Source organism: Marseilla massiliensis (assembly GCF_016899855.1).
In the GTDB taxonomy this organism is placed as follows: domain Bacteria; phylum Bacteroidota; class Bacteroidia; order Bacteroidales; family Bacteroidaceae; genus Prevotella.
This window is the reverse complement of the sequence record NZ_JACJJG010000083.1, coordinates 1-11,329: the sequence shown is the minus strand read 5'-3', so window position 1 is coordinate 11,329 and position 11,329 is coordinate 1. Positions and strand designations below refer to the sequence as shown.

The 11,329-nt window shown below is 46.3% G+C and carries 14 protein-coding genes and 2 pseudogenes; 8 read left to right on the top strand and 8 right to left on the bottom strand.

The genetic code is table 11. The features are described 5' to 3' along the window. Positions 1 to 335: 335 nt before the first annotated feature. The 6 genes and pseudogenes from H6A34_RS11370 to H6A34_RS11345 all read left to right on the top strand — a co-directional run bounded on the left by H6A34_RS11370 (position 336) and on the right by H6A34_RS11345 (position 2,382). Entirely contained in the window at positions 336 to 530 is a 195-nt protein-coding gene (locus H6A34_RS11370; RefSeq protein WP_021855347.1) for a hypothetical protein, read from the top strand. After that, positions 527 to 868 (top strand): sulfide:quinone reductase, encoded by a 342-nt coding sequence (locus H6A34_RS11365; protein ID WP_239480857.1) that lies wholly within the window; start codon positions 527 to 529, stop codon positions 866 to 868. Before H6A34_RS11370 ends, H6A34_RS11365 begins: the two co-directional genes overlap by 4 nt. An 18-nt stretch (positions 869 to 886) precedes the next feature. Next, positions 887 to 1,057, top strand: coding sequence for a glyoxalase (locus tag H6A34_RS11360; RefSeq protein ID WP_205105612.1), 171 nt, complete (start codon positions 887 to 889; stop codon positions 1,055 to 1,057). Position 1,058: 1 nt separating this feature from the next. Further along, a pseudogene (locus H6A34_RS11355) lies at positions 1,059 to 1,419 on the top strand (hypothetical protein). A gap of 60 nt (positions 1,420 to 1,479) precedes the next feature. Further along, the gene (locus tag H6A34_RS11350; RefSeq protein ID WP_205105611.1) at positions 1,480 to 1,836 is read left to right on the top strand and encodes a hypothetical protein; all 357 of its coding nucleotides are present in this window, start codon (positions 1,480 to 1,482) and stop codon (positions 1,834 to 1,836) included. Positions 1,837 to 1,944: 108 nt separating this feature from the next. Next, entirely contained in the window at positions 1,945 to 2,382 is a 438-nt protein-coding gene (locus H6A34_RS11345) for a hypothetical protein (RefSeq protein ID WP_205105610.1), read from the top strand. Here H6A34_RS11345 and H6A34_RS11340 read toward each other — a convergent pair. The 7 genes from H6A34_RS11340 to H6A34_RS11315 form a co-directional block, all read right to left on the bottom strand. Then, a complete protein-coding gene (locus H6A34_RS11340) occupies positions 2,327 to 2,572 on the bottom strand; it encodes a MerR family transcriptional regulator (protein WP_205105609.1) in 246 nt (81 codons plus the stop codon). The genes H6A34_RS11345 and H6A34_RS11340 overlap by 56 nt on opposite strands. 580 nt (positions 2,573 to 3,152) lie before the next feature. Next, positions 3,153 to 4,217: a nucleotidyl transferase AbiEii/AbiGii toxin family protein gene (locus tag H6A34_RS11335; protein WP_205105608.1), complete on the bottom strand. Its 1,065-nt coding sequence runs from the start codon at positions 4,215 to 4,217 to the stop codon at positions 3,153 to 3,155. Continuing rightward, positions 4,204 to 4,941 (bottom strand): type IV toxin-antitoxin system AbiEi family antitoxin domain-containing protein, encoded by a 738-nt coding sequence (locus H6A34_RS11330; RefSeq protein ID WP_205105607.1) that lies wholly within the window; start codon positions 4,939 to 4,941, stop codon positions 4,204 to 4,206. The genes H6A34_RS11335 and H6A34_RS11330 overlap by 14 nt, the downstream gene beginning before the upstream one ends. A gap of 135 nt (positions 4,942 to 5,076) precedes the next feature. Then, on the bottom strand, positions 5,077 to 8,391 hold the full coding sequence (gene dnaG / locus H6A34_RS11325; protein WP_205105606.1) for a DNA primase: 3,315 nt from the start codon (positions 8,389 to 8,391) through the stop codon (positions 5,077 to 5,079). Continuing rightward, positions 8,388 to 8,591 (bottom strand): MerR family transcriptional regulator, encoded by a 204-nt coding sequence (locus H6A34_RS15055; RefSeq protein WP_239480856.1) that lies wholly within the window; start codon positions 8,589 to 8,591, stop codon positions 8,388 to 8,390. Before H6A34_RS15055 ends, dnaG begins: the two co-directional genes overlap by 4 nt. A gap of 133 nt (positions 8,592 to 8,724) precedes the next feature. Beyond that, positions 8,725 to 9,051, bottom strand: coding sequence for a hypothetical protein (locus H6A34_RS11320; RefSeq protein ID WP_205105605.1), 327 nt, complete (start codon positions 9,049 to 9,051; stop codon positions 8,725 to 8,727). A gap of 8 nt (positions 9,052 to 9,059) precedes the next feature. Further along, positions 9,060 to 9,251, bottom strand: coding sequence for a hypothetical protein (locus H6A34_RS11315; protein WP_205105604.1), 192 nt, complete (start codon positions 9,249 to 9,251; stop codon positions 9,060 to 9,062). Between the two features lie 140 nt (positions 9,252 to 9,391). Here H6A34_RS11315 and H6A34_RS11310 point away from each other — a divergent pair, with 140 nt between their 5' ends. After that, positions 9,392 to 9,844, top strand: coding sequence for a helix-turn-helix domain-containing protein (locus H6A34_RS11310; RefSeq protein WP_205105603.1), 453 nt, complete (start codon positions 9,392 to 9,394; stop codon positions 9,842 to 9,844). 706 nt (positions 9,845 to 10,550) lie between these two features. Continuing rightward, positions 10,551 to 11,042, top strand: coding sequence for an ADP-ribosylglycohydrolase family protein (locus tag H6A34_RS11305; protein WP_205105602.1), 492 nt, complete (start codon positions 10,551 to 10,553; stop codon positions 11,040 to 11,042). A 30-nt stretch (positions 11,043 to 11,072) separates the two neighbouring features. On the opposite strand, the pseudogene H6A34_RS11300 reads toward H6A34_RS11305, so the two are convergent. Then, positions 11,073 to 11,329, bottom strand: a pseudogene (locus H6A34_RS11300) (IS4 family transposase); the annotation flags it as partial.

Here is an 11,329-nt window from a genome sequence, read left to right as displayed (position 1 = left end):
GGAAATTTTAAAAGGGTAAAATAAAATTGACCCCCAACACCAGGACTTTAAAGGGGCAATCATATTGTAGCCAAAGGTGGGCAAATCCTGCTTGGCCAAAAGGGTCAAAGTCGCGTGGCTTTTCCAGGAGGGTTTGACGGCAGCCTTCCACAAATTTCCGCGTGCCTTGGAAATTTGGGTATTCCGTCCGCGCTCTCTCGCCTCACACCTGTCTTATCCTCCCTCTTGTCCGCAGTGAAACTCCGCACGGGAAACGGCTTTCCCGGCCACGAAGCCCCAAAGGGTTTCACAAAAGGGAAAAGAATTGAAACCTACAACATTCAAAACATCGGATTATGCGTGTAAGAAGAATGACAATCGAACAAGGGCGGAGGGTCGGCATTGACCGCTTCCCGAACTTCCACCGTACCGGGAGCGTAAGAGGCATGAAAAGGCTATATTACGGCAAGGACTGCCTTCTGGTGCGTTGCGGCAGTTACATCTACAATGTATCGGCCGAACCACAAATCTATTATCAGGCAAGTGTATGACATTAAAAACAGAAATTATGGGCTATCAGGATTTTTCAGGAGAGGCAATATCCAAACAGGACAAGGAGTTTGCCAAAGAGTTTGAGAACTTCGTCAACGGACGGATGTGTTTCGCCGAAATCACAGGCAGGGAACTGTCAAGGGCACACCGCTACCTGCAACAGCAGATGTTCAAGGTGTTCATCGGCTTCATGCGCCAACTGGCGCACAACTACCAAAAGGGTTACTATGACGACCGCAACGAGTGGGCATCACGTGTAGCGGCGGAAGCATACGGCACGCTTGTCGATAAGGAGCTTGTCTATGACCCCGACTATAAAGAAAAAGAAATAGTGTAACAACCTAAAATAATGAATATGGCAGGATATACTGATTTTCCCGAATACGGCAGGGAATGTGAACTGATTAAGCCGTGGCGCGGCTACCGTCATGGTATTGTGGTGGCACTGACAGATACAGGCTTCATCGTGAGGCTGACAAGCGGTGCGGAGATAGAAGTGTACAGTGACGAAATAAGACTTTGTTGATATGTGCAGGCTGATGACACCCCGGTTGGAGGAAGTCTTGAAAGGCTATCCCCTTTACTCGCAGGACGGCAGGGGAAAGGAAGCCGTCTGCGTGGCCATCTTCGCATTTGGTGCGATACGTTGGTTCATACTTGAGGGAGAAGTGCAGGACAGCGATACCATTCTTTATGGCATTGTCGTAGGGCCTGCGGAGGACGAGTACGGCTATATCTCGCTCAACGAACTTTCGGAAGTGACGCTTGACCTCGGCACAAGGCTTGGGCAAGTTGTAGGTAAAGCAGCAGGAAAACTTCCGGCCTACAAAGCTGAAGAATTTACAGGACTACCGCCTGCAGCGGTTTCTTGAAGGATTTGGGCATTGAACATTTATAACCCGTCAGCCGTGGCTTCCACGGTCACGGCTGGCACAAACAGACAAGACAATGAATACGAATATCAACATTGACGCAGTAATGAAGTGCGGCGAGGCAGACGGATGGGACGTGCGTGCCGACAGGCAGGGAAACAACACAATCTTTGAGTTCTACAAGTTTACACCCGCAGGGCAGGACTTCTATTTCACGGCATCCATGACAGGTAACAGCATCGACAGCCTGGCAGATAATATTGAAGAGTACTATGAGGGCTTCGACCCCGACTATGAGGCGAGCCTGTGGATTGAGCCGGACGACCACGGACAGCGTGGTGCGCCTTACCACATCAAGGATATAGTAGCCGACATGGAAGAGGCGGAAGAAATGGTGTACGGGTTGTTGAAAGCTGTCAGGAAGATTGCATGAGACAAACGGTCAGGAAAAAGCCGGCTGTATTCCTCATGGATATGGCCGGACTTGTCATGCTTCAATGTAAGCAAGTGTATTTTGGAAACACTCAAAAATGTTTAATAAATGACGGATAAGGACATCATACAAATAGCCACCATGAACGGCTGGAAAGCATCAGTCAGGGAAGAAACGGACGGCACAAAATACGTCAGCTTCCGGCGGTACATGAAAAGCGAAATGCCGTTTGTTTTCACGGTGGAGGTGTATGACGGCAGGGCTGATAGTCTTGCCGCCGAGATAATATCATTGGTGGATGCTATCGACCCAGAAGCCTGTGCCCGGGAATGGATGGTGAAGTCCGGCGCAGTGCCGCCGTCCATGTTCAGCCTGGCAGTGGCGGATATGGACGGCATACGGACGGAGACATGGCTGCTTGCCTGCGCTTTCCTTGAGTTTTCGGGAAAAGCATCTTGCCATAGTTCTCGGAAGAAGTCTATAAGATGCGTCAACGTCCGGAGTTCTTGCGCTTGCGCCCTTTCTTTGGAAATCCCGTTTTCTTGAACAGTATCAGGTCTTCACCGAGGAAGCGAAGCCTCAGGTTGTCCGCTGTGCGTGAAAAAGGCAGCGGCCTTTCAGAATGACTGATATAGGCGTAGATGGTGCAACGGTGGATGCCGAGGTAGTGCGCGGCCTCGCGTACTGAATATGTATGCTCCGGCATGATTTTCCAGAATAACCTGCGTAAGTCCATAATTCGATGTTTTTGCCATAAAGGTACAGGTTGTCCGGATGCCGTGCAATACGTCAAACATTGGAGAATGAGGGAGTTGCTTGGGATATTCGGGAATTTGTATGCAGGGGATTTCTGCCGTGTTCAAAAAGCGGCGGTAGAGATTGGAATAACGGATAAATCAGACATAAAATTTTTCGCGAACAGAAAGAGGCATATATTTCAGGGTTGACAGCGTTGACAAGGTTGACAGGGGCTTGAGTGCGCAAGAGCCATTACCTGCAAGTGGTTATAATACAATAATTTATCTTTTTCTTTTAATGAAAAGATATAATTATAGATATGCCGTGATTTGTCAACACATGGCTATGGATTTCCTGATTTTCCCTAATCTGTCAACGCTTGTCAACGTTTGTCAACGCATACTTTTTCATGGAAGAGATTGGTATATTGGAACTTATCAGTTGTCAACGCTGTCAACTTTGAAATGTGTGCATATTATTTTTTGAAATGTTCTTAATAAAAAAGGCCATCCACAGGATGACCTTTTTATTTTATTTGATGATGCACTTAGCAGTACTTTATGGAAATAGCTAAGCCATTACCAAATAGCTTGGATTTCACACCAATAGAAAAATGCTTCCATGTGCGTTTTCTTTAATTTGTTTAGCTTTGTTGGCAATGGCTCTTTCAATGATTTTGAAATCAGTTCTTTCTGATTATCAGGAGAGAAGCGGCGGATGCCAGTAATGCCCTTACTGATTAGTTTGCTCAGATAGGCAGCTTTTGAAGCGTTTATGATTGCAGAATCAAGAGTGTATTTCTCGCTATGGATGAAGTTGCTTATACGATTGATACCACCTATCAGCAACTTATATTCGTCAGGATTGTGCAATCCTCTTAGGCATATGCAAAGAGCTGTCTGATAGATGTCATCACAAACTTGTTGTATGGAATCGTCTTGCAAGTGACGGTAGCGGAGTTCTACCACGGCGAACTTTCTGAAAGTCTTTTCGGTGACGGACAGGTCGTCAACAATGTCAAAGAGAGACGCCACATCATAGAGTTGTTTGATGATTTCCATAGAGCAGTTCTTTTCCCCTTTGAAGAAAGGAATACCTGTCGTATGAGGGGCAAACGCTGTCAGCTTGTCGCCGAGCAAATCCTCGGCACTCGGCAGATTGACCATGACGAGGGGCTCATCCGTTGCAAGCAAAGGGCTTTGAATGGGTTTGGCAACAATGTCACTGTAATGAATATTCTCAAACAGCACATCCAAGAGAATTTTATCCTGGCCTCCATTGCCCGGATAACTCACTTCATAAAAGAATTTGGCATGCTGCTTGGGCACATCTGTTCTTGCAATCCTCTCAACAAGCTCCACCTTGCCAAAGCCGTATTCCCCGGCATACTGCATAAGATAATTCTCTATCTGAGTTCCGGGAGGGCAGATAATGTCTATGTCTATTGACAGTCGCCTGCTTGTATTCAGGTGCAACAGAAGAGAACTGCCGCCTTTGAATACAAAAGGACATCCGGAACGGGCCAAGGCTTCGAGCAGTGAAAATGCCCTGATTGTCTTTTCGGCCAATGCAAAATCTCGTATTCCCAGATGCGTCGCTGCCTCTGTTATCCATTCTATTGTTCTACTTTTAGGATTTATCATCGTTTATGGAATTTATAATATGTTCTACTTTGTCTTTTCGGTTGCGGCGTGATGCGTATCTTAGTAATTTACTCATATTCACATTGTTTCTTTCAAGCGCATATTCATATATATTGTAGATTTCCGAGCCGCCAGCAAAGGACAACTCATTGTCACCTAATGCGTCAACAAGAATCTTTTCTATACGTGGTACTTTACAGCCATCTACTTCTGTTAATGGCGACTGTCCTATCAACTGTCGAACGACTATCGAATCTGTTCCTGTCAAATAACGGTCACAATCGACGGCAGATGGTGAAAAAAGTATGTTCCTGCCAAGTCTCATGTCTTGTAACACATGAAATACTGTTTCCATTCCGTCTTTCTCCACATCCACAAATGTATAGGCTATGTTGGGCACGTGCAGCATATATGAAGCCAGTACCCGAGGACTCCATACACACATGTCAAGAAGCGGGAATTTGGCTTTCAATTTCAAGAATATGTGCTGTTCCTGCTCTGAAGGAAGATAGACAAACTCCGGCAGTCTGTTCCCATCCACCATGTATTTGCCGCGACCGCTGCGTTTAAGCACTCCGGAAGACAACAAACGATTTACCTGTAAATCTACCGCCCCTTCATTGATGTCTGGATTTTTTTCTACAATATGGCGGATAAGGTCTTTCCTGTTGAAAGTCCCGCCCTGCATGGCCGCGTAGTTCAATATCTTTTCGCTCGTTGTCATATCATTCATTTTTGATACTGCAAAAATATATCATTCCTGTCAAATATCGAAATATTTTGCCAATAAAATAAGATTGTGGGCTTTTCTACTATTATTTGAAATCTAAAATACATAGGCAACGACTAAAAAGGCAAATCACTCTGTACGGGGGGTATATGGGGTGGGTATATCATTGTTTTCTTCTTTCACTTCTTGAACATCCGTTATCACCTCCGTTTCAAGGTCAAGACCGAAAGCGTCTTTCAACTGCAAGTAGTCAAAACAAAGTGCCTTTGGACGGTTGACCCTGACTTTTCTGACCTGTTGGCCGTTGACGAACTCGACCGTATAGTCTGGCTGGCCGTTGGGCAGGAGAATGGTAAACCTGTCCTGTTTCAGGCCGAGGGATGACGGCTGCGATTTCAGGTAGGACATCACGGTTGACCAGTTGGAGCGGTTGGCCGTGGCGTTCATGGTACGGCTTCCGAACAGCGAGGAAACGGCTGCCGTGTTCAAGTAAAGGATTGGGCGTGCCTCCTTGAACTCGACGGTCTCCTTTGACGACAACGGGCGGAATGACTTTAAGTACCTTATGCGGTAGTGCGCGTTCTCTATGCACTTCCCTGATGTCTGGAAGCCCTGTAGCATGTTCCAGAAGTCTGCTATCTCGGAGCTTTCCTGCGCCAGCTCGTTCTGGTTGCGCAAGCCCCTGAGCGAAATGTCAAACAGTTCCGCATAGCTGAAAGGCACGTCGATGACGGTTTCCAATGTGCGGAACGTGACCAGCGGTATGACCCAGTTCCCGAAGATGCGGTCATGCACCGTCTCATTCTCTAATTTCGTGGCCAGCTCCCGTTTGGTGATGGTGTATATTTCCGGGAAGTTCTTTTCAAACAGCTCACGGTGTTGCAATATCTCGACAGTAAGGTGCGTCAGCCCCATGTTGCACATTGCCACCAAATCCTCATAGCGTTTCTTCTCCGCCTGGCTGAAGGAGGTCTTGGAAAAGGCGAGGAACAGGACTCGGGTGTAGAGCGCCATGTCCTGCGTGGGCTTGTCCTGGCCGCAAAGCACGACTCCCGTGCTTACGATGGTCTGGGCAGCCATGCCGTCGGTGCTTGTGTTCTTCTTGGTCTGCCCGCCGCCTCCCCACAGGCCTTTCAGGTAGGCTATCTTGCGGATGTCGAGGTCGTTCTTGTATTCGTCGAACACGGCGAGGGTGTTGACTGCCTGCGAGACACGGTCGTTCATGGCCGGGACGGAGGTTACGCCGAGGTTGGGCGGGTCAACGCCGTGAAGGAAGAAGGACTGGAGGGAAGTGGCGAGGGTAGTCTTGCCCGTGCCTTTCTCGCCGAAAAGGTTGAGAATTGGGAAATGCCTTGTACGTTTGAACACGACATCACGGAACAATGTGGCCAGCAGGTAGCAGAAAGCGATGGTGGCGTTCTCGCCAAAGACATCCGTCAGCAATGAAACGTAGTCGTAGAGCTTTACTCCACTGCGGTTCTCATGCACCATAAGCCTCTCGAACTGGAATATCTCGCGGTTGTGCAGGTATATTTTGGACTGTCCGGGCAGGTAGAACGCCTTGCCATTGACGCCGCGGACTATTCCGAGGTCATCAGCCTTTTTAAACGTGCCGCCGTCCAGTATGCCGTTGCCGAAGGCGAAGAAGACCTCCTCGGCATTCCAGCCCAGTTTCCTTATGCGCTCCGCCGTGTCGGTCTTGGAGTACAGGTATTCCTTGACACGGTTGAGCTTGTCTATCTTGGCCAGCCATACGTAATTGCCCACCGAGCCGACTTTCTGCTGGAAGTTGCTCAGCGAACACAGCTCGGACTCTTTCAGCTCTATCACGCGGCTGACGTTGTACATGTTACGCATCCTGAATATGCGCGTACCGTTGTTCTCGTCCTCGATGTGGAACAGCGGTTCCATGATGAAGTTGGAAATTCTCGTAGGCTCCCCGTCATCGTCGGGTGTGGCGTAATAGCAGTTGTCACGGACAAAGAGGCCGAAACGGCGCAGGAGTTCGGCGTCACGCTGCCTCTCGTCCATCGGGGTAAGGCTGTCTTTTTTCTTGCGTGCTTCGCCACGTGCCTGTATGACAGCCTCGCGCCACAGCTTAGGCTTGCCGTGGATTTTCGAGAGCTGTTCAATACATTGGTCAAAGACAAGTTGGTCATCCACATAACGGAGCAGGTCGGCAACCTCCGACACGCATTTTCGTTCTTCCACCAATGAGTCCGCAATAAGAAACCGTTTCTGCGCCAGCCAGACGATGAAATGTTTTTCTTCAAGAGAGGAGAAATCCTCCTTCGAGCGTATGTAGCTGTCCGCATCGTTCTTTACCGGCTTCTCCCTTACGGCATCATCGGGTATTCCGTCAGGGTACAAGATATTAAGCTCATCGTCTGAAATGGGAGATTTGGCAAAAGGCAATTCCCTGACCGTCACGTGAAAGCCTTTTCGGATAGCGGCCGCCCCATTTGCCATGACCGCCTTGAAGCCCGGGCCGAAAGAGTTTCCATCTGCAACGTCAGAATCAGGGATAAAACATATTGAGGAGGTAAACTTCTTCAATAGTGTGAACTGGCTGTCCGTCCATGCCGTGCCGAGCGCGGCCACAGTGTTGTCATAACCGACGGACTGCATCCGAAGCACGTCTGGCGCTCCCTCCACCACTATGAAATAGTCGGCACCACGCACACGGCTTGCCCTGTCTATCCCGAAAAGGGTTTCTCCTTTGGAATAGACGGTGCTTGTGGCTGAGTTGATGTACTTCGGGGCTTTCGGGTTCGTGCCGATATACCGTGCCGTATAGGCAATGACCCGTCCCCACCTGTTGCGGATGGGTATCATAATGCGTTGCCTGAACATGGCGTATGCACCGCAGTCCTCGCTACGTTTGAGGAAACCAAGCTCAAACAGGGCATTTTCGTTTATGGCCACCTTGCGGCAATAGTTCATGAACAAGCTGCCATCTTTCGGGGCGTAGCCTATACCTGCAATGGCACAGGTTTCTTCCGTCCATCTGCCGTAAACATAGTCACGCGCCTGGCGGCTTTCAGGAGTATCCTGCCTCAGGCTGTCGAAAAAGAACTTCTGGATATGTTCAAGGGCGATGAGCAACGACTCACGACGCCTCGCTTCGACAAATTCATCATCATTCCGTTCCTCTTCCACGTATTCCACCTCAATGCCGTGACGCTTGGCGATGAACACAACCGCATCCATGAAGGAAAGGTTCTCTTTCTCCATGATAAACGAGATGGCGTCGCCGCCACGGTTACAGCCGAAGCAATGGTACAAGCCTTTCTGCGGCGAGACCGTGAAGGACGGTGTCCTTTCCGAATGGAACGGACACAACCCCACCAACGACGAGCTTTTCCTTTTAAGGCTGACGTAAGGTGTGAGCACGTCCTCTATGCCGATGCTCCTGACTTTGGCTATGGTGGATTCACTGATCATAGAGCCGTGACTTTTTTCCAGCAGTCTATGATGGCTTGTCCCGAATATTTGGGACGTGACAGATTTTCCGGGTTTATCGGCTTGATATAACCGTTTTCCCTGTATTTCCGTAATGTTTTATGGCTTATCCCCAATTCTGCGCAAGTACGCTTGACTGAATAGACTCCATCGGGGGCGCATGTTGGCTTCAATTCTTTCATTTGTCTGAATAACAATATTCATTTAATACGCGGAAACAGAAACGAACTATAACTTTGCTCATACTTGCAAACAGTATGAGCAAAGTATAATCAACTTAGATTTACATATCCAATGCAGCAATATAAAATAAACCTATATATGTTTATTTTTTGCTGCTTTTTTAGCATTATTCCCGTCTCCATTGCTTCCTTCATTAAAATAATCCTGCACTGTACGCTGTAAAAAGCGCAGTTCAGAAGTCCTGTATTCAACTTTCCCGGGCCTCTTGCATGGTGTGATTTTACCTTGTTTCCGCCATCTCTCGACATTGCGGCGACCGAAAATCTCAAAAGCCTTTCTCTGGCTTATAAACTCAGGGGCATCATGTTCAGCTTTCAACAGCCGGACAATCCTCGCCGCCAAATCGTTAAGAAAGGCGTCATACGTGACTATACGATTCCAAAACCTAAATAATTCCATTCATTCTGTTACAATATACGTTTTACAATAATGACACGTTTTTCCCTGTCAGTCTTTGTCTTGAATTGGCGATTGTATATTACGCCTAACTCGGATGCCTGCGTGCGGACACTTTTAAGCCTTGAAATTGGGAAGGAAACAGTATCTCCAATTTCGAGTGCAGTAAGCACCGGACGGATTTTTTCCAGATTTTCAGCCATATTTTTGGATGTTTAATATTTAATGTTTAATTTTGTAGGCATGAACAAATCATTCATTCAACTGCAAAATAACATAAAAATGTTTATGCAGCCAAATATTTGTTTGATTATTTAACCTTATAACTGTTTTTTCGGCCATTATGGATATAAAAGTCAGTCCTGTACATGTAGGGCACGCAATAGAAAACAGGCGCAAGGAACTTGGCATCAGCAAGTCCGAGCTTGGAAGGAGAATTGGCGTGACCCAACAACACGTCAACCGCATACTGGAAAGGGAAACAATGGAGACAAGCAAGCTGGTCAAGGTCTGTGAAGCTCTCGATTTCAACTTCTTCACATTGTTCTGCCCCGTCCAGCATCAGATTTCCGCCTATCTTGCCGCAGTTGCAGTGGACGGAAACGCACACAACAACATTGGTGATGCCGAACTTGTGGCTCAATTAAATAAGGTGCAATCTGAGGTTGAGAATAAAAACGAGACCATTGAGTTGTTGAAAGAACAGATTGAGAGTCTGAACGCACAGATAACACGCCTTGATTCCAACCTGAAGGATAAGGACGCCATTATAGAACTATTAAAAGAAAGGAGGTAGAAATAGAATAATGTAGCTTTTAAATTCCTGCCATATCTGACAGTTGGGGGATGAGTAAATAATGCGCAAGCTCGGTAGACACCTATATATATAGTATTGCTGTCATAGCTACTGAAGGGGAAATCTCGAAACTTGCACCGATTTGAAGATTGTTTTATCATTTGTTTTCTCCAAATGAAGAAAGTATCTGAAAATTAGCATGAAATTGGTGCCGCAATCGCTGCAGTTGAGGAATAACCCTTAAAATTCTACCAAATTGCTTCATATTTGCTATTTGTTTTTCACAACACATGCAAATTATTGAAAGCCAATAAGGTATAGCAGTCGCGCAAGCAGCAGTCGAGGAATAAACCCCGAAATAAATCTAAAGTTGGTTCATGTTTACCATTTGTTTTCCTTGATGGATGCAAATGATTGAATGACAATAGAGAACATCAGCGGCGCAGGCGGCTGTGGAGGATACTCTCTAAAAATATCTTAGACATTGATTTAGGCTGTAATGTCCTGTATGCCAGGCGTTACAGCCTAAACTGTTTTTAGAGTTTAGCATATTTTTAATCACTGAATAAACAGCAGAAATTTTATTAATAAAAATATAAATAATGGTACTTTTTATATTTTGCAAGCCTTGCGGGTAAAAATCATATACACATAAATTCAAAATTGACTAACTTTGCGTAATGGTTGAATAAAATAAAATTATAATATGAGAAAGGCAACAATTTTAGGAGCCATTGCAGGTGACATTATCGGTTCTGTATATGAGTTCCATTCTACGCGTAACTACAATTTCGAGCTGTTCAATAACAGTATGAAACCTACTGACGACACTATCATGACCTTAGCCGTTGCCGACTGGTTATTGCATGATTTAAATCTTTCAGAAAGTGAACTTGCAAAGACAATGCGCAAATGGGGGAATAAGTATCCATGGGCTGGATATGGCGGAGGATTCAGGGCTTGGCTAAATAATGCCAACGCTGGACCATATAACTCATGGGGTAACGGATCGGCAATGAGAGTCTCGCCAGTAGGTTTTGCATTTAATACAATGGAAAAGACATTAAGAGTAGCTAAAAAAACCGCAGCAGTAACACATAATCATCCGGAAGGAATAAAGGGCGCTCAAGCAACAGCTGCAGCAATATATCTTGCAAGAACCGGAAACTCAAAAGAAGAAATCAAAAAATATCATTAGTGTCCCGTTAAAATGAGACGAGTTAAACAATTAATCAAAAAGCCCCGGAATCAGGGGATCATTTAGATCTTTGACATCATTGAAATTAGTCTTGTCGAACAGGTCACGCAAGTAGGTTTTGTCTGTCAATGATATGCTGAGAATTTGCAAAACTTCATAGGTTGAGCGTTTCAACTTCATATCATGTTGGACAATAGCCACAAGACAGTATGTGATAATAGCCACACTGATTTGTATGCGGACGGCGTTCTCTGTTGTGCCCCAGAATTTCTTTATCTTGAGGTGCT